The sequence below is a fragment of the Streptomyces sp. NPDC003943 genome, from assembly GCF_053605265.1.
In genome coordinates this window covers 19,528-38,195 of the sequence record NZ_JBSGIW010000034.1, presented here as the reverse complement: position 1 = coordinate 38,195, position 18,668 = coordinate 19,528, and the positions used below count along the sequence as shown (strand labels likewise).

Here is an 18,668-nt window from a genome sequence, read left to right as displayed (position 1 = left end):
CCCCTTTCCCGGGGCGCGGCTCGCCCGGCCCGGGGCACTTGAGCCGCCGTGGGGGCACCCTCTCCGACGATGTCCGGGGGAGGCCGACCGTCCGCTCGTTCTTCACGCCCCCCGCGCGCGCTCCCTTTCGACACCGTCGCGCCCCCTCGGCTCGCTCGCCTGGCGGCAACCCTCCGCTTTCGACCGCTCGCGCTCGCGGTTGCGGGCTCGCGACGGCGGGGTGAGTGTGGGGCCCAGTTCACGGCGAAACGAGACGAAGGAGCGCGTGTCGTGGTGACTCTGTGCAAGCCCGCGGTGTCCGTCCCCGAGCATGTGATCACGATGGAGGAGACCCTCGACCTCGCCCGGTCACGCCATGCCGACCACCCCCAACTGCCCCTCGCCCTGCGGCTGATCGGGAACACCGGGGTCACCCGTCGGCACATCGTGCAGCCCATCGAGGAGACCCTGAAACACCCCGGATTCGAGGAGCGCAACGCGCTGTACGAGGCCGAGGCCAAGGCCCGCGTCCCGGCCGTGGTCAAGGAGGCCCTGACCAACGCGGAGCTGCGCCCCGCCGACATCGACATGATCATCTACGTGTCGTGCACGGGCTTCATGATGCCCTCGCTCACCGCCTGGCTGATCAACTCCATGGGCTTCCCCGGTCACACCCGTCAGATGCCCATCGCCCAGCTCGGCTGCGCGGCGGGCGGCGCGGCCGTCAACCGCGCGCACGACTTCTGCACCGCCTACCCGGACGCCAACGTCCTCATCGTCGCCTGCGAGTTCTGCTCGCTGTGCTACCAGCCCACCGACCTCGGCGTCGGCTCGCTGCTCTCCAACGGCCTGTTCGGCGACGCCGTCGCCTCGGCCGTCGTCCGCGGCCGCGGCGGCACCGGCATCGCCCTGGAGCGCAACAACTCCTACCTGGTGCCCGACACCGAGGACTGGATCGCCTACAGCGTGCGCGCCACCGGCTTCCACTTCCTGCTCGACAAGCGCGTGCCCGGCACCATGGAGCCGCTCGCGCCCGCGCTGCGCGAACTCGCCGGCGACCACGGCTGGGACGCGGGCAACCTGGACTTCTACATCATCCACGCGGGCGGCCCGCGCATCCTCGACGACCTCAGCCGCTTCCTCGAAGTCCCGCCCGAATCCTTCCGGTTCAGCCGGGCGACCCTCACGGAATACGGCAACATCGCCAGCGCCGTCGTCCTCGACGCCGTGCGCCGGCTCTTCGAGGAGGGCGGCCTCCCGGAGGGCGCCCGCGGCATGATCGCCGGCTTCGGGCCGGGCATCACCGCCGAGATGTGCCTCGGCCGCTGGACCAACGGGGACGCGGAGCCCGCCCGCGACCTGCGCGCCCGCCGGATCGTCGGCTACGCGCCCCGGCACACCACCCCGGTCCGTACCGGCGCGGCCTGAGCCGGTACGGGCAGGCCCCGGCGCCCCATCGCCCCGCAGCCGGGTCGGCTCCGGCGCCGGAGCGCCCCGCAGCCGGGTCGGCTCCGGCGCCCGAGCCCCACCGCGGCCGGGCGTGCGCCGAGCCCCCGCATCCGGGCCGCCACCCGATCCGAACCCGCGGCGCGGTCGGCGCCGGCCGCGCCGCGGGAGCGGATCGACCACTCCACCCACCCCGTACCCCCCGTACCCGTCCGTGCTCTCGCACCCGTACGCGGACCCCACCACGATTCAGCACCGATCACCGAGGAGTTCCGCATGTCCGTCGCGCCCCGCTCCGTCAGCCGCGCCGCGCGCGGTCCCGCCGCGCTGGCCGTCCTGATCGCCGCGGCCTCGCTCGCGGGCACGCCCGCGCACGCCTCGGCGCGGGTGCCGATGCACCAGTGCTGGGTCAACGACGTCGCGGCCCCACCCGGTGACCAGGTCAACGGCACCTCGGGGGACGACAACATCCTGTGCGACAGCGACCTGGTGAACGTCACCGTCTCCGGCCTCGGGGGCAACGACCACATCGAGGTCAAGGGCCTGGTCATCGACTCCCTCGTGCAGGGCGGCGAGGGCGACGACGTCATCCGCGCCAAGCACCTCGTGGCGCAGGACAGCTTCAGCATGGTCCGCGGCAACCGGGGCAACGACACCATCACGGTGGCCACCGTGCACGGCAGAGGCGCCGCGCACGGCGCGACCGTGCGCGGCGACGACGGCGACGACAAGATCACCACGGGCTCGGTCTGGGGAGCGCCCGGCGAGTTCAGCCGCGGCGGCGGACTCGTCGACGGCAACGACGGCGCCGACACCATCGTCACCGGCACCGTCGACTTCCAGGGCCGCGTCATCGGCGGCAGCGAGAACGACCGGATCGAGGTCGAGGCCCTGGGCCCGGAGTCCGGCGGACTCATCCAGTCCGGCCCCGGCGACGACACGATCACCGGCCCCGGCGGCGCGCTCCTGACCGTCGGCGAGCACTGGGGCACGGTGGACGCCGGCGTCGGCAACGACACCTGCGCGGTGCAGTCCGTCTCCACGCGGACGAACATCTCCTCCTGCGAGGTGTTCGCGAAGGGCTCGATCCCGCAGCGGCCCGCCGGGAAGCCGCAGAACCCGAGCGCGCCGGGCACCGCGACCAAGCCCGCCGCCCCGGCCGCTCCCGCTCAGCCCGCCGCCCAGCCGGCCCCTCAGGCCCAGCCGGCCACCCAGCTGGTCACCAAGCCCGCCCAGCAGCCGGCCGCCCAGCCGGTCACCAAGCCCGCGACGCAGCCCGCGCAGCAGCCCGCGGGCAAGCCGGCCACCCACTGACCGGCCGCACACACCGCCCCGGCGGCGGTACGGGCGTCAGCCCCGTACCGCCGCCCCGTGCGCCCAGTGACAGGCCACCTCCCGCTCGCCGCCGCCCCCGCCGAGCACCGGCAGGTCCTCCGTGCGGCAGCGGTCCGCGACCTCCGCCGCCGTGCCCGAGGCGAGAACCTGGCAGCGGGCGTGGAAGCGGCAGCCGGACGGGACGCGCGCCGGATCCGGGGGCTCGCCGGTCAGCACCACCGGCTCGCCCCCGGACTCCGGAAGCACCGACAACAGCGCCTGCGTGTACGGATGCCGGGGATTCGTCAGCACGTCCTCCACCGGGCCGGTCTCCACGATCCGGCCCAGGTACATGACCGCCACCCGGTCCGCGATGTTCCACGCGAGGCCCAGGTCGTGCGTCACCACCAGCGCCGAGAGGCCCAGTTCGTCGCGCAGCCGCAGCAGCAGCGCCAGGATCTCGCCGCGCACCGACGCGTCGAGCGAGGCCACCGGCTCGTCCGCGACGATCAGTTCGGGCTCCAGGACCAGCGCGCCCGCGATCACCACGCGCTGCCGCTGCCCGCCGGACAGCTCGTGCGGATAGCGCAGGAAGAACCGCTCCGGCGGCCGCAGCCCGGCCCGCGAGAGCGCCTCCGCGACCGCCGCCCGCTCGTCGCCCGCGTACCCGTGGATCCGCAGCCCCTCCGCCACCGCGTCGTACACCGTGTGCCGCGGGTTCAGCGAACCGCTCGGGTCCTGGAGCACCAGCTGGGCCCGCTTCCGGTACGCCTTGAGCGCCCTGCCCGTGTACGACAGGGGCGCGCCCGCGAACCGCACCGAGCCCGAACCGGGGCGGACCAGGCCGAGCAGCGAGCGGGCCAGCGTCGTCTTGCCGCAGCCGGACTCGCCGACCAGCGTCACGATCTCACCCGCGCCGATGTCCAGGTCCACCCCGTCCACCGCCCGGGCGACCGGAGCGCCCCGCCGCCCCGGGAACTCCACCCGCAGGTCCCGGGCCGAGAGAAGTGGTGCCGCGCTCATGCCGTGCTCCCCACGTGTACGCAGGCCGCCCGGCGCCCCGCGCCCGCGTCCCCTGAGGCCTGTCTGGAGTTCCCCCGCGGCGTCGCGGCGTCTGGCACCGCCGCCTCCGGCGTTGTCGCCGGTCGCCGACGCACCGCGTCGACTCCCTCCTCCGCCTTGGATTCGTCGGCACCAGACGCCGCTCCTTCTCCCGCGCTGGAACTCCAGACAGGCCTCAGCTCCTGGTCCTCCGACGCGCACCGCTCCTCCGCCACCGGACAGCGGGGATGGAAGGCGCACCCGCCCGGCAGGGCCGCCGGGTCCGGCGGGTCGCCCGGCAGGCCGCGCGGGGCGCGCCGGGACGCCGGGTCGCCGATGCGCGGGAACGCCGAGGACAGCGCCCGCCCGTAGGGGTGCGCGGCCGCCTCGTACACCGCCTTCGCCGGGCCCTCCTCGACCACCCGCCCCGCGTACATCACGGCCAGCCGGTCGCAGGTGTCGGCGAGCACCGCCAGATCGTGGCTGATCATCAGCAGGCCGATGTCCTCCTGCGCGACCAGCTGCTCGATGAGCCGCAGGATCTGCGCCTGGATCATCACGTCGAGCGCGGTCGTCGGCTCGTCCGCGACGATGAGCCGCGGATCGCAGGCGAGCGCCATCGCGATCATCACGCGCTGCCGCTGCCCGCCGGACAGCTCGTGCGGATACGCCGCCGCCCGCGCGGCCGGCAGCCCCACCTGCTCCAGGAGCTCGCCGACCCGCTTCCGGGCCGCCGCCGGGGTGGCGATCCCGTGCACGAGCAGCGGCTCGGCGATCTGGTCACCGATCCGGCGCACGGCGTTGAGCGAGTGCATCGCGCCCTGGAAGACGATCGACGCCCCCGCCCAGCGCACCGCCCGCAGCCGGCCCCACTTCATGGCGAGGACGTCCTCGCCGTCGAGCAGGATCTCGCCGCCGACGCGGGCCGAGGCGGGCAGCAGCCGCAGCAGCGCGAGCGCCATCGTCGACTTTCCGCAGCCCGACTCGCCCGCCACGCCGAGCTTCCGCCCGGCGGGAAGGGTGAGGTCGACGCCGCGTACGGCCGGGACGGCGGCCGGCCCGGACCCGTACGTCACGCTGAGGTTCCGTACCTCCAACAGCGGCGGCGTGCTCAACGCCCCACCCCCAGCTTCGGGTTGAGGACGGACTCGACGGCCCGACCGCACAGCGTGAACGCGAGCGCCACCAGCGCGATGGCGATCCCGGGCGGGGCCAGGTACCACCAGTGCCCCGACGAGACCGCGCCCGCCTCGCGCGCGTCCTGGAGCATCCCGCCCCAGGAGACCACGGTCGGGTCGCCGAGTCCCAGGAAGGCGAGGGTCGCCTCGGTGAGGATGGCCGTCGAGATGCCGAGCGTGGTCTGCGCGAGCACCAGCGGCATCACGTTCGGCAGCACGTGCCGGGCCATGACGTGCCCGTGCCCGCCGCCGAGGGCGGTGGCCCGCTCGATGTACGGGCGGGACTCGACCGCGATCGTCTGCGCGCGCACCAGGCGGGCGGTCGTCGGCCAGCTGGTCACCCCGATCGCCAGGATCACCGTCCACATCGAGCGGGACATCACGGTCGCGAGCACGATCGCCAGGACCAGCGTCGGCATCACCAGGAACCAGTCGGTGATCCGCATGACGACGGTGGCGAACCAGCCGCCGTAGTGCCCGGCGAGGATCCCGACGAGCGTGCCGATGGCGACCGAGAGCGCCGCCGCCAGGAGCCCCACGAGCAGCGAGATGCGCGCGCCCCAGACGAGCAGCCCGAGCAGCGAGCGCCCGAACTGGTCGGTGCCCAGCGGGAATTCGGCGCTCGGTGACTCCAGGGCGGTGCCGGGCGCGTGTGTCACCGACTGCACGTCGGCGCCGACGAGCAGCGGCGCGGCCAGCGCGATCAGGCCGATGACGGCGAGCCCGGCCAGGCCCCAGAGCCCGGCGCGGTGGGTGCGGTACTGCTTCCAGAAGCGGGCGACGCTGCCGCGCCGGCGTTGCCAGGTCAGAGAGGTCGTCGGAGAGGTCATCGGCCCACCCGGGGGTCGAGCAGCGGATAGAGGAGGTCGGCGACCAGGTTCATCACGATCATCGCGCCGGCGAACACCACGAACAGGCCCTGCACGAGCGGCAGATCGGGCACGCTCAGCGCCTGGTAGAACAGCCCGCCGAGGCCCGGCCAGGAGAACACCGTCTCCACCAGGATCGAACCGGCCGCCACATGGCCGAGGTTGATGAAGACCATGGTGACGGTGGGCAGCAGCGCGTTCGGCACGGCGTGCCGGCGCCGCACGGCGTCGTCGCGCAGCCCCTTCGCCCGGGCGGTGGTCAGATAGTCGCCGCCCATCTCGTCGAGCAGCGAGGAGCGCATGACGAGCAGCGTCTGCGCGTACCCGACCGCGACCAGCGTGAGCACCGGCAGCACCATGTGGTGGGCCACGTCGAGCACGTAACCGAAACCGGTCTCGCCGGTGCCGGACTCCATGCCGCCGGTCGGGAACAGCCCCGGGACCGGCCCCAGGCCGACCGAGAACACGATGATCAGCAGCAGTCCGAGCCAGAACGAGGGCACCGACCACAGGGTCAGCGCCACTCCCGTGCTGACCCGGTCGCCGAGGCTGCCGTGCCGCCAGGCGGAGCGGGTGCCCAGCCACAGGCCGAGCGCCGAGTAGAGGACGACGGCCGTGCCGGTGAGCAGCAGCGTCGCCGGCAGCTTCTGCGCGATGAGGTCGCCGACCGGCGCACGGAACTGGAAGGAGGTGCCGAGGTCGCCGGTGAGCGCCTTGCCGCAGTAGTCGGTGAACTGCTGCCACAGCGGCAGATCGAGTCCGAACTGGTGGCGCAGGGTCGCCAGTTGCTCCGCCGTCGTGGGCATGCCGTGGGTCATCGTCTTCACCGGGTCGCCCGGGATGATCCGGAACAGGAAGAAGCTGGTGACCAGGACGGCGAGCAGCGAGACGGCCGCGCCGGCGGCCTTCGTCGCCGCGTGACGGAGATACGGCAGGGCGGCGGCGGTACGGGTGCGGGGGGCGCCGCCCTCGGCGGTCCGGGCCGTGTCGGCCGGGACCACCGAGGAGGCGGGCGTGCTTGCGCTGGTCACGGCTACTCGCGGTCGTCGGCGGTGGAGCGGCGGCGCATCATCAGGAAGATCCCGGCGCCGACGACGACCGCGACCGCCGCGCCGATCCCGATGACCACACCGGTGGACGAGCCGCCGGACGCCGAGTCGCCGGACGCCTGCGCGGCGGGCACGGCCGACCACCAGCTCCAGTAGCCGTCCTGGCCGTAGAGGTTGCCGCCGGCCTCGGGCATGGTGGTGATGGAGCGGATCTGGTCGGTGCGGTACGCCTCCAGGGCGTTCGGGTACGCCATGACGTTCATGTACCCCGTGTCGTAGAGCCGCGACTGCATCTGCTTGACCAGGTCGGTGCGCTTGGCGGCGTCGTACTCGACGGCCTGCCGGGCGTACAGCGAGTCGAAGCCCGGGTCGCAGATGAAGTTGTCGGTGGCGCCGGTGTCCTTGGGCGTCGCGGGCAGCGTGCCGCAGGTGTGGATGGACAGCACGTAGTCCGGGTCGGGGTTGACCGACCAGCCGTCGAAGGCGAGGTCGTAGTCGCCCTTCACCCACGGGTCGGAGACGCTGTCCAGGCACTCGACCTTCAGCCCGATGCCGATCCTGCCCCACCACTCCTGCAGGTACTTGCCGACCGCCTTGTCGTTCGGGTCGGTGGCGTGACACAGGATGCGGAACTCCAGCGGCCTGCCGTCCTTGCCGACCCGCTTGCCGTCGCCGTTCTTCCGGTATCCGGCCGCGTCCAGGACCTGCTCGGCCTTCGCCGGGTCGTACGAGCGCTTCTGTCCGTCGGCCGGCTGCCAGAAGTACGAGGCGAAGCGCGGCGGGATGTAGCCGGCGCCCTCGACGGCGTGGCCCTGGAACACCTTGTCGACCAGTGTCGCCCGGTCCACGGCCAGGAACAGCGCCTTGCGCACCTCGGGGTCGAGCAGTGCCTTGTTGCCGTTGCCGAAGGTCTTCCCGTCCTTGGCACGGGCGCCCGGGTTGGTGGCGAGCGCGTAGAAGCGACGGCCGGGGGCGTCGTTGACCCTGATGTTCCGCTGCGTCTTCAGGGCGGCGGCCTGGGCGGGCGTCAGGTTCGGTACGAAGGACACCTCGCCCTTCTGCAGCGCGGCGACGGCGGCGTCCCCGTCCTTGTAGTACTTGAAGACCAGCTCGTCGAACTTCGGCGCCCCGCGCCAGAAGCGCTTGTTCGGCTTCAGCTTGATGTACTGGTCGACCTTGAAGTCCGTGATGACGAACGGGCCGTTGCCGACGATCGGGAACTGCTGGTCGTTGTTGAACTTGGAGAAGTCGGAGACCTTCTCCCAGACGTGCTTCGGCACGATCGGCACGTCGAGCGCCGTCATCGTCGCCTGCGGCTGCTTCAGCTCGATGACCAGGGTCTGCGGGTCGGGCGCGGAGACCTTCTTGAAGTTGGCCGTGAAGCTGCCGTTCGCGGTGGCCGCGTTCGGGTCGGTCATCATCTTGTTGAAGGTCCAGGCCGCGTCCTCGGCGGTGGCCTGCTGCCCGTCGGACCAGTACGAGTCCTTGCGGATCGTGTACGTCCAGGTCAGCTTGTCCGGCGAGGCCTTCCAGGCGGTGGCGAGACCCGGGACCGGGTGCGCGTCCTTCGCGTCGTAGTTCGTCAGGTACTCGTAGGCCAGCCGGTGGATGCTGGTGGAGACGAGCTTCTGGGCCAGGAACGGCGAGAGCGAGTCGACGCTCTGCGAGACGGCGACGGTGAGGGTGGAGCCGGAGTCCGCCTTGTCGTCCTCGGCCTGCGCCGGCCCCGGGACGGCGGCCAGGGAGGCGGCGGTGAGCCCGGCCGCGACGAGGAGGCGGAGGAGACGGAGGGGGCGCGGGGGGCGGGGGTGGACGGCTCTGGGGCGGGGTGGAACCTTCGTGACCATGACCATGGGACGTGACCTCGCGTAGGGGTTGTGCCGTGGATCTTGGGCTGACGATGGACGAAGCGAAGGTGTATCAGCGGTGATCTGCCGTCGTCAACGATGCATCAAACCCCTTGTGGACTGCGTGAATGCCACGAGACCCCGTACCGGAACACCGGCACGGGGTCTCATTGGTCTATTCCTGTGACGCCCTACTGCTGAGGGGCTGGCGGCGCCTGAGGAGGCTGCGCCGTGGCCGGGGGCTGCTGCCATCCCTGCGGCACGGGCGGCTGGCCCGGCTGCGCCCCGTACATCTGCCCGGGCGCGGGCGGCGCTCCGTACGGCTGCCCCGGCTGTCCCGGCTGCCCCGGGATCGGCTGACCGGACATCGGCTGCGGCGGGTACGGCTGGCCGGGCGCCGGCTGGCCGGGTACGGGCTGCGGCGGGTACGGCTGACCCGGCGCCGGCGGGTAGGGCCGGCCGGGCGCGGGCTGCGCTCCGTAGGGCTGCTGCTGGTCCGGATACGGCTGACCCGGCTGCGGCTGGCCCGGCATCGGCGGCGCCATGTGCGGCGGCATTCCGCCCTGCCCGTCCGCGGCGGTCCACAGGCCCTGCGCTTGCTGCGCCCGTACGAAGTCCTCGGCCACCATCGCCGAGAGGTTGAAGTACGCCTCCCGGGTCTTCGGCCGCATCATGTCGAGGTCCACCTCGGCGCCCGCCGCGAGGTGCTCGTCGAACGGCACCACGACCACGCCGCGGCAGCGCGTCTGGAAGTGCTGCACGATGTCGTCGACCTTGATCATCTTGCCGGTCTCGCGGACCCCCGAGATGACCGTGATCGACCGCTGCACCAGCTCCGCGTACCCGTGCGCCGACAGCCAGTCCAGCGTCGTCGACGCGCTGGACGCGCCGTCCACGGACGGCGTCGAGATGATGATCAGCTGATCGGCCAGGTCGAGCACCCCGCGCATCGCGCTGTAGAGCAGACCCGTGCCGGAGTCCGTCAGGATGATCGGGTACTGCTTGCCCAGGACGTCGATCGCCCGCCGGTAGTCCTCGTCGTTGAACGTCGTCGACACGGCCGGGTCCACGTCGTTGGCGATGATCTCCAGACCGGAGGGCGCCTGCGAGGTGAACCGGCGGATGTCCATGTACGAGTTCAGGTACGGGATCGCCTGCACGAGGTCGCGGATCGTCGCCCCGGTCTCGCGCCGCACCCGGCGGCCCAGCGTGCCGGCGTCCGGGTTCGCGTCGATCGCCAGGATCTTGTCCTGCCGCTCGGTCGCGAGGGTCGAGCCCAGGGCGGTCGTGGTCGTCGTCTTGCCGACGCCGCCCTTGAGCGAGATCACCGCGATCCGGTAGCAGGAGAGCACCGGCGTCCGGATCAGCTCCAGCTTCCGCTGCCGCTCCGCCTCCTCCCGCTTCCCGCCGAGCTTGAAGCGCGAGGCGGAGCCGGGGTTGCGGGACGACTTCGCCTTCTGCTTGGTGTTGCGGAGCAGCCGGTCCGACGACAGCTCGACCGCCGCGTTGTACCCGAGCGGCGCGCCGGGCACGGACCGCTCGCGCTGATCGTGCGTCACGGCGGTGGGCCAGGCGGCACCGGTACGGGGGTCGACGGGGGAGGGGGCCGGAGGCTGGGGCTGCTGGCCGGGCTGTCCCGGGTGCGGGAACCCGTAGCCGGCTTCGGGGGCCGGGGCCTGGGCGGGCTGGCCGTAGCCGGCCTGGGGGGCCTGCGGCGGCTGGGGCTGCTGAGGCGGCTGGCCGGGCTGGGCGGACGGGGCCGGCTGTCCCGGGTGCGGGAAGCCGTAACCGCCCTGCGGGGCGGGGGGCTGAGCCTGCTGCGGGAAGCCGTAGCCCTGGGGCTGTTGGGGCTGCTGCTGCGGCTGCTGGGTCTCCTGGGGCGGGAGCGGCGGCTGACCGGGGTGCGGGAAGCCGTAACCGCCCTGGGGGGCCGGGGCCTGGGTGGGCTGGCCGTAGCCGGCCTGGGGGGCCTGCGGCGGCTGGGGCTGCTGGCCGGGCTGGACAGGCTGAGCGGGCTGGGCGGGCTGTCCCGGGTGCGGGAAGCCGTAGCCGCCCTGCGGTGCCTGCGGCGGTACGGGCCCGGGCGGCGCCGGCCACGACGCGGCGGCGGGCATCGGCCCGGCCGCAGGCGGCACCGGCTGCTCACCCGGCCCGCCCTGCGCCGGCCACTGCGGCGCGCCCGCGGGCGTCGCCGGCTGGAACGACGGCGGCAGCGGCGGCAGCGCACCACCCTGCACGGGCATCGGCCCGGGCGCGGCGGGCGGCAGGCCGCCGGGGACGGCGTCCTGCGGGGCGGGAGCGGCGGCGGGAGCGGGGATGCTCGCGGGCGCCGGGAAGCCGGGGGTGGCGTCCGCGGCGACGGGGGCGGCCGGGTCCGACCCCGCCGTGGCGTCGGAGCCGACGAGAGGCGCGTTGTTGTCGCCGTCGCCGTCGCCGTCGCCGTCGCCGTTCTCGGGCGAGTCGCTCTCCTGGGCGGCCTGCGCAGCCGCGTCGTCGGAGGCGGCGGTGTCCACGCCGCCGGTGTCGAGCGGGGCCGGGGTGCTGTCCCCGGTCGTCGCGCTCGCCGCCTCGTCTTCGGCACCTGCCGCCGGGGAAGCGGTGTCAACGGCAGCGTCGCCCGCCTCGCTGGAGGCTTCGAAGGGCGCCTTCACCTCGGAGGCGGGGTCCTCGTCGGCGTCCGGTGCGGTACCGCCGACGCCGGGGACCGCCGAGCCGGCCGGGGCCTCGGCAGCCGGTGCCTCGGGCGCCGAAGTCGTGTCGGCGTGCGCCTCGGAGGCGAGAGAAGCCGCATCGGCCTCCGGCGCGGCGGCGTCACCCACGGACGGCTCAGCCGGAACCTCCGCGTCGACGGAGCCCTCGGGCGCGGAGGCAGCCTCCCGCACGTCACCGTCGTTCGCCGGAGGTGCGGCCGGCCCCGTCGTGCCGACGAAGCCGTCCGGGAGCGCACCCGGCAGCGGGCCCGCCGTGCCGACGGGCGCCCCGGCGGTGGCGGACCACCCGTCGGTCTCCTGCGCGGAGGCCGAGCCACCGGCCTCGGACGTCGAAGCCGCAGCCGCGCCCGGACCCGTAGCCGCAGACGCTTCCGCGGCCGCACTCGCATCCGCGCCCGGTACCGGGGCCGCAGGGCCCGTTGCCGGAGCGCCGGCCGCTGCCGCCGCGTCCCGCTCCGCGAACTCCCGCTTCAGCGCCGCCGGAGAGAACCGCATCGTCGCGCCGCTCTCCACGTCCCCGCCGCCGAACGGCTCGGCCGCGGGCGCCACCGGCGCGGAAGGCGCGGCCGCCTGAGCAGGAGCCGGCGGAGCAGGGGCAGGCGGAACAGGGGCCGGCGGAGCAGGGGCCGGCGGAGCAGCGGGCGGTGACGCCCAGGCGCCGGGGACGGCGAGGGGTGCGCCGGTGGGCGGGGGAGGCGTGGGCGCGGAGCCCGTACCGCCACCGCCGGCCGCGTTCTGCGTGTACCAGGCCGGAGGGGTGTAGTCGATGGTGAACTCACCCGTCATCTCGGCGGGATCTGCGTCGGACTGATCGTCGACGGGAGGGTTCCAACCCCCCTGGACCTCGTCCCGATCGCGGTTCACTTTGCCTCCTGGTGTGGTCGCGCACCCGTGTGCAGTCGTGGGCGGGCACATCCCACCCTAAACGCCAACCGCGCCCCCCGGGCAGGGCCGACAGCCCACCGCAGCGTCACATCCGGTCCTCAAGTGACCTGCGGGTACCGGACAGTGAACCACCCGGCGATACAAATGCGCCCAACCTGTCCAAAAATGGACAGATTTGGCAATCGATTCTCGCCCTCAGTCCATCCGGCGGGCGCCGCCCAGCAGTCCCGTCTCGGCGTCCGTCGCCTGGGTCATCACGAACTGACGGTCGCCGGGCGTGCACCACAGCGTCACGCCGTCCGCCAACGTGGACAGCGCCTCCCACTCCGCGCGCTGCAGACCCATGATGCGGCCGATCTGGGCGGCCTCGTCGGGGGAGACCCGCTGGACGCCGACGAGCGAGGACTTCTCGAGCAGTCGCGGAGCGACCGGGCTCAGGTAGGGGAGGAGCGTCACGACCGACTGCCACGGCCCGGACACCACGCGTCCGCGCGGCGGCCGCATGCCGCAGTCGCGGATGACGACCACGGGACTGCCCGCGGACGCGCCCTGCGGCGGCACCCGGCCCACGTCGTGCAGGGTGACGCAGGGCTGGCCGCCGCCGGCCGCCTGGGCGAGCGCCGTCCAGGCGGGGGCGCGGCCGGTCTCGACGGCGACGCGGGCACCGGTGGCCGCCGCGCGCAGCGCGAGGACCTGCGCGGTCCAGAGGCCGCCGATGAGCGTGACGTCGTACGGGCTCGGCTGGTTGATGCCGAGCACGGCCGGCCGGCCCTCGGCGTCGACGCCGATGACCATGCCGTCGTCGCCCACCGGAAGGGCCAGCGCGTCGAGTTGGTCGACCGGCACGGAGTGGCGGTCCCGGCGCGGGCCGATGAGCCCGAAGCCGAACCGGGCCTTCGTGCCCCGTCCCGTACGAACTGCTGCTGTTCCACCCTGCCCGGAGGGGCGACCGCCGGCCCGCCGCCCGCCGCCCCGCCGGACGTGCGTGCCGCCCGAAAGTCCGTTTCCGGCCATGCCGGCAGACGGCCCCGCCACGGGCACCCCACCGGCCACGGGCGCACCGCCCTGCATGGCCGCACCGCCGGCCGTGGGCACTCCGCCGTGCATGGCCGCACCGCCGGCGGGCACCCCGCCCGCCATGTGCGCTCCACCAGCCATCGGCGCTCCGCCAGCCACCGGCACTCCGCCCTGCATCGGCGCCCCGCCGGCCACCGGCATCCCGGCCTGCGGCGCACCCGCCATCCCGGCCGCCGGCGCACCCGCCATCCCGCCCGGCATCGGCCCCTGTGCCCCGCCGGGCACTGCGCTTCCCGCCCCTGGCATCGTCATCAGCGCGCACCCCCCAGCGGCAGCGTCGCCAGCATGCCCGGCACCTGTTCGCGGTCGAGCCGCACCAGACCCGTCTTCACGCCGCGCGCCACCCGCTCCAGTTCGTGCCGGGCGGTCACGAGCTCCTCGTCGCTGCGCCCGGTGATCCGTACGTGTCCGGTGACCGTCACCTCCTGGCGGTCACCCCCGCTCAGCGTCAGGCTGAACGTCGTCGCGAGCGCCGGCAGCGACGTCAGCAGCGCCACCAGCTGCGGCATCGACGCGCCCGCGCCGCCCGCGGCGCCCAACTGGGGCCAGCGGCCCACCCAGTACGTCGTGTGGCGCCGGTCGTCGACCCGCCACGTGCGCGCGGTCTCCTGGGTGCGCCGGCCCGGCGCGTGGCCGCGGCCCGCCTGCGCTATCGCCATCGGGCTGGCGCAGGTCGAGGTGGCGAGGGCCGCGGTCAGCTCCTGCTCGCTCAGCACGACGGCCCGGAAACCGGCCCCGGCGAGCCGGCTCGTCAACTGGTCCGCCGCTCGTACGAGGCACTTCTGCGCACCCTCCATACCGCCGCCGCGCGCCTCGACCGCCTCCCGGCACAGCTCCGGGTCCAGCTTGAGCGCGACCCAGGTGACGCGGAGCGCGGGTGAGCCCGTCTGTGCCTGCAGCGGCCCGTAGTTGCGCGCGGCCATCGACTGCGCGGGCAGGTGCGGCGCGGGCGCGGGCTGGGTGTGCTGCACGATCTGCGCGGACTCCAGGCGGATGCCGTCGACTTCGAGCACGTCCCGGACGAGCCCGACCGGCAGCGGTCGCGCCCCGCGGTCGGGGCGCAGCGCCGAACCCTGCGACTCGACGCGTACCACCGCCGTCAGGAACGTGCCGTCGCCGATCATCCCGATCGGCCGTCGCTCACGGTCGCTGTACGTGTACGTGCGCAGCGCCGGATCGCACTCCACGACCGGGGCGAGCCCCGGCTCCGTGCCCTCCGGCACGGTGAAGGAGGCGGCCCGGCGGGTGCGGGCGCGCAGCGCGAGGAAGGTGGAGAGCCACTCGGGCAGCGAACGCCGGTGCCGGCGCACCACCGCGAGCAGGACGAGCACCGCCGCGACCACGCCGGCGGGCACCAGGAGCAGCTTGTCGACGACCGCGGCGACGAACAGCAGCGCGGCCGCCACCTCGATCAGTACGAGCTGTTGCAATCGGAACGCACCGAAGTGTCCGGGGCGGGCCTGGAGCCTCGGTGAGACCGAGGACGGAACCGAGGACGGGACCGAGGAGGGAGCGGTCGAACCGGGCCCCGAGGGCGGGTTCGCGGAGGGCGCGGAAGGGGGCGCGGCCGCTGTGGGCCGCGTCCGCGTAGCGGAAGCCATGATGGAGAATCCCCCTCAATTCGTCCCGATCACCGTGCCCCACCGGCCCTTTGGCAGGCCCCTGGCGGCCGGATCACCCTACCCGCCCCACGAGCGCGGGCGGACAGCAGGCATAGTAGGGGGCCGGTCCGACAGCCGGGGCCCGGGCGCCATGCTCCCCGGGCTGCCGTGGACTGCCGCGCGAAGACCGCGCCTGACGAAAATGGGGACTCATGGCATCACGGCGGGACGAGCTCAACGCGTACACCTTTGCGAAGAAGCGCACGGTGGCGGCATTCCTCCAACCCTCGCCCACGGGCACGGAGGAGGGCGCGCCCAAGCCGCTGCGCGCGGTCGTCCCGGGCCTCGTCATCGGCGCGCTCGTGATCGCCGGGTTCGGCGCCTGGGGCATGTTCCGGCCCACCGCGCCCAAGGGCTGGGACAAGCCCGGCACCAACGTGATCATCGGCAAGCAGTCCACCACCCGCTACGTCGTCCTCACCACCGGCAAGGGCAAGGACAAGAAGACCCTGCTCCACCCGGTCCTCAACCTGGCCTCCGCCCGGCTCCTGCTGAACCCGGACGACTTCCACGTCGTCCAGGTCGACGACGCCGAACTCGACAAGGGCAAGCCGCCGCGCGGCCCCATCCTCGGCATCCCGTACGCCCCCGACCGCCTCCCGGGCGAGACCGACGCCGGCACCGCGAAGCGCTGGGCCGTGTGCGAGCAGCCGGGCGGCGGCAACGGCGGCAGCGTGCAGAAGGCCACCTTCCTCTTCGCCCAGCGCGACACCGACCGCATCGAGAACAAGAGCAAGCTGAAGCCCGGTCAGATCCTGTATGTGCAGGGGCAGACGGGGAAGACGCAGTACCTGGTCGACGACACCGGCACCAAGTACCGCGTCAACGAACAGGCCAAGAACCTCACCACCGCGCTGTTCGGCGTCAACCGCGAGCCCCAGCAGGTCACCGACGACTGGCTGGCGACCCTCAAGACCGGTGACCCCGTCGACTACCCCACGATTCCCGGTCAGGTGGGCGCCGACGCGGGCGTCAACGGCGGCCTGACCGAGAAGGAGGACCGGATCGGCATGGTGCTGCGCGTCAAGACCGGCTCCGGGTCCCAGCAGTACGTGGTCCTCCAGGGCAAGGTGCAGCCGGTCTCCGACTTCACCGCCTGGCTGATCATCAACTCCCCGCAGACCGACGGCCTCGACATGGCCGGTGAGGCGCCCGCCGTCGACCTGCAGTCGCTCACCCCCGACTCGCAGGAGTTCGGCGGCGGCCTGAAGTGGCCGAAGGCGAAGTCCACCCAGATCAACTCCGTCGGCGACGCCGGCTCCCGGGACACCATCTGCTCCGTCCTGGAGAGCGTGGACTCCAAGGGCCGTACGACGCTGTCCACCTGGGCCGGTGCCAAGTACCCCGCGGAGATCACCGCCGGCGGCACCAGCACGTACGTCACCCCCGGCACCGGCCTGCTCTACACCCAGTTCCAGGGCGGCAAGCAGGCCCGCCCCGACGGCTCGCTCTTCCTCGTCACCGACACCGGACTGCGCTACGCCGTCCAGGCCAACGGTGACAGTGACAAGGGCCGCTCCGAGATCGGTGCCCCCGACCAGCAGCAGAACGACGGGCGCCCGGAACCCAGCGACGCCCAGAAGCGCCTCGGATACGAGCGGGTCACCCCCGTGCTCGTACCACTCGAATGGTCGGAGTTCCTGTCCAAGGGCCCGCGCCTGGACACCAACAGCGCGCGCCAGCCGCAGGGTTCGTGAGGGGGTGACGATGGTGAGGACGTATCGAAGGTCCCAAGGGCCCCAAGGGGCCCGGGGGTCCCGGGGGCGCCGGGGGATCTCCCTGCTCGCGGCGATGACCGTGGCGGGCGTGCTGTGCGCATCCCCGGCGGCGTACGCCGACGCGGACCCGGAGCAGCCGGTGGACATCAACGGCAGCGGCGAGTGCACCTTCCCGATGAAGAAGCAGATCGAGGGCACGCCCTGGGCGCTCCAGCGGGTGCTCCTCGACGAGCTGTGGCAGGACACCAAGGGCAAGGGCGTCCGGGTCGCCGTCATCGACACCGGCGTCGACGACGTCAACCCGCAGCTCAAGACCGCCGTCGACGCCAAGGCCGGCAAGGACTACCTCCAGCCCGACAAGAAGAACCCCGGCCCCGGCGACGACAAGCGCGGCAAGACCGACGGGACGGTCGACGAGGTCGGCCACGGCACCAAGGTCGCCGGCATCATCGCCGCCCGCCCCCGCAAGGGCACCGGATTCGTCGGCCTCGCGCCCGAGGCGACCATCATCCCGATCCGGCAGAACGACGAGAAGAACAGCGGCAAGTCCGACAGCATGGCGCTGGCCATCGACTACGCGGTGAGCAAGGGCGCCCAGGTCATCAACATCTCCCAGGACACGACCCAGCCGCTGAGCCCCGAGTCGAAGTTGGGACAGGCGGTGGCCAGGGCAATCCGCGCCGACGTCGTGGTGGTCGCCTCCGCGGGCAACGACGGCATGGACGGCAAACTCAAGAACACCTACCCCGCGGCCTTCCCGGGAGTCCTCGCCGTCGCCTCCTCCGATCGCAACAACGAACGCGCCGCCTTCTCCCAGTCCGGCACCTTCGTCGGCGTCGCCGCACCCGGCGTCGACATGGTCTCCACCGTGCCGGGCGGCGGCCAGTGCGTCGACAACGGTACGAGCTTCTCCGCCCCGTACGTGTCCGGCGTGGCGGCCCTGCTGCGCGCCAAGTACCCGAAGTGGAAGCCCGCGCAGATCGTCACCCGGATCGAGCAGACCGCCATCCGCTCCGTCAACGGCCATGACAACCACGTGGGTTGGGGCGTCGTCGACCCCGTCCGCGCCCTCGCCGACGGCCCGGAGCCCCCACTCACCGGCCCCACCCCGGACCCGGGCCCCTCAAAGGCCCCGGCCCCCGAACCGGCCCACATCTCCCTGGCGGAGACCCCGCAGGAGCGCACGGAGCGCCTTGCCACGTACGCCCTGGGCATCGGCGCCGTACTGGTCGCCGTGGTGGCAGGAGCGGCCACGGTGATTCGCGACAGCAGGCGGCGGCGCGGGGCGGTGCGACGAGCCGGCGAATGAGTACGAGTACCTAGGTGACTTTGCAGTTGGAACTGTCGTACCAGGTGGTTAGAGTAGGCGAGTTCGTACGCGTGACGAGCGGGACGAGGGGGAACTGAAGTGGCAGGGCCGAACGGGGACGGCGGCAAGCAGAACGGCCTGGAAGTCGGAGACGTGACGCTCCTGACCTTCCAGTCGCGCATGCAGAAGCTGCTAGAGGAGCTGAAGGGCTCACCCGCCGAACACACGAAGATCGCCGAGCAGAAGGTCACGCCGGCCTCGTACGGCACGGGCTTCAGCGCGGCGACCGAGCTGCACGGGGCGTACGACAAGGTGCGCACGCGGCTCGAGGAGCTGACGAAGATCTTCGGCGAGACGATCGAGGCGATGGGGATCCGGGCGCAGATCGCCGACAAGGGTTACACGGGCGTGGACGAAGAAGAGCGCCATCGCTTCGCGGAGATCCAGAAGCGCACCGAGGACGACTACAAGAAGCACAACGGCGACGCCGGACAGGGCGGCGCGGCCAAGCCCGGCGAGCCGGCGCCCAAGCCGACGACCGACACCGGTGACTCCGGCGGATTCAGCTAAGCGGGGGAGTGCAG

At 73.2% G+C, this 18,668-nt stretch carries 13 protein-coding genes; 5 read left to right on the top strand and 8 right to left on the bottom strand.

Features of this window, described 5'->3' with window-relative positions:
* The first annotated feature begins 270 nt into the window (after positions 1 to 270).
* Positions 271 to 1,407, top strand: a complete 1,137-nt coding sequence (locus ACWEV0_RS16570) for a type III polyketide synthase (protein ID WP_453149994.1) — start codon at positions 271 to 273, stop codon at positions 1,405 to 1,407.
* 294 nt (positions 1,408 to 1,701) lie between these two features.
* Positions 1,702 to 2,739, top strand: a complete 1,038-nt coding sequence (locus ACWEV0_RS16565) for a hypothetical protein (protein ID WP_453149993.1) — start codon at positions 1,702 to 1,704, stop codon at positions 2,737 to 2,739.
* A 36-nt stretch (positions 2,740 to 2,775) separates the two neighbouring features.
* Here ACWEV0_RS16565 and ACWEV0_RS16560 read toward each other — a convergent pair whose 3' ends face one another.
* From ACWEV0_RS16560 to eccE, 8 genes are all read right to left on the bottom strand, one after another.
* Complete coding sequence (locus ACWEV0_RS16560; RefSeq protein WP_453149992.1) at positions 2,776 to 3,762, bottom strand: oligopeptide/dipeptide ABC transporter ATP-binding protein; 987 nt, start codon at positions 3,760 to 3,762, stop codon at positions 2,776 to 2,778.
* Positions 3,759 to 4,895, bottom strand: a complete 1,137-nt coding sequence (locus tag ACWEV0_RS16555; protein ID WP_453149991.1) for an ABC transporter ATP-binding protein — start codon at positions 4,893 to 4,895, stop codon at positions 3,759 to 3,761. Before ACWEV0_RS16555 ends, ACWEV0_RS16560 begins: the two co-directional genes overlap by 4 nt.
* Positions 4,892 to 5,788 (bottom strand): ABC transporter permease, encoded by an 897-nt coding sequence (locus tag ACWEV0_RS16550; RefSeq protein ID WP_453149990.1) that lies wholly within the window; start codon positions 5,786 to 5,788, stop codon positions 4,892 to 4,894. The genes ACWEV0_RS16555 and ACWEV0_RS16550 overlap by 4 nt, the downstream gene beginning before the upstream one ends.
* Complete coding sequence (locus tag ACWEV0_RS16545) at positions 5,785 to 6,858, bottom strand: ABC transporter permease (RefSeq protein WP_453149989.1); 1,074 nt, start codon at positions 6,856 to 6,858, stop codon at positions 5,785 to 5,787. Before ACWEV0_RS16545 ends, ACWEV0_RS16550 begins: the two co-directional genes overlap by 4 nt.
* A 2-nt stretch (positions 6,859 to 6,860) precedes the next feature.
* Positions 6,861 to 8,723 carry an ABC transporter substrate-binding protein gene (locus ACWEV0_RS16540; protein ID WP_453150017.1) on the bottom strand — a complete coding sequence of 621 codons (1,863 nt, stop codon included), beginning with the start codon at positions 8,721 to 8,723 and terminating at the stop codon, positions 6,861 to 6,863.
* Between the two features lie 191 nt (positions 8,724 to 8,914).
* A complete protein-coding gene (locus tag ACWEV0_RS16535) occupies positions 8,915 to 12,298 on the bottom strand; it encodes an SCO5717 family growth-regulating ATPase (protein WP_453149988.1) in 3,384 nt (1,127 codons plus the stop codon).
* 216 nt (positions 12,299 to 12,514) lie between these two features.
* Complete coding sequence (locus ACWEV0_RS16530) at positions 12,515 to 13,333, bottom strand: hypothetical protein (RefSeq protein WP_453150016.1); 819 nt, start codon at positions 13,331 to 13,333, stop codon at positions 12,515 to 12,517.
* 314 nt (positions 13,334 to 13,647) lie between these two features.
* Positions 13,648 to 14,997, bottom strand: a complete 1,350-nt coding sequence (gene eccE, locus ACWEV0_RS16525; RefSeq protein ID WP_453149987.1) for a type VII secretion protein EccE — start codon at positions 14,995 to 14,997, stop codon at positions 13,648 to 13,650.
* Between the two features lie 212 nt (positions 14,998 to 15,209).
* On the opposite strand from eccE, the gene eccB reads away from it, so the two are divergent.
* From eccB to ACWEV0_RS16510, 3 genes are all read left to right on the top strand, one after another.
* Positions 15,210 to 16,754 (top strand): type VII secretion protein EccB, encoded by a 1,545-nt coding sequence (gene eccB, locus ACWEV0_RS16520; protein WP_453149986.1) that lies wholly within the window; start codon positions 15,210 to 15,212, stop codon positions 16,752 to 16,754.
* A gap of 94 nt (positions 16,755 to 16,848) precedes the next feature.
* On the top strand, positions 16,849 to 18,084 hold the full coding sequence (mycP, locus tag ACWEV0_RS16515) for a type VII secretion-associated serine protease mycosin (protein ID WP_453149985.1): 1,236 nt from the start codon (positions 16,849 to 16,851) through the stop codon (positions 18,082 to 18,084).
* A 99-nt stretch (positions 18,085 to 18,183) separates the two neighbouring features.
* On the top strand, positions 18,184 to 18,654 hold the full coding sequence (locus ACWEV0_RS16510; protein ID WP_453149984.1) for a hypothetical protein: 471 nt from the start codon (positions 18,184 to 18,186) through the stop codon (positions 18,652 to 18,654).
* Positions 18,655 to 18,668 lie beyond the last annotated feature (14 nt).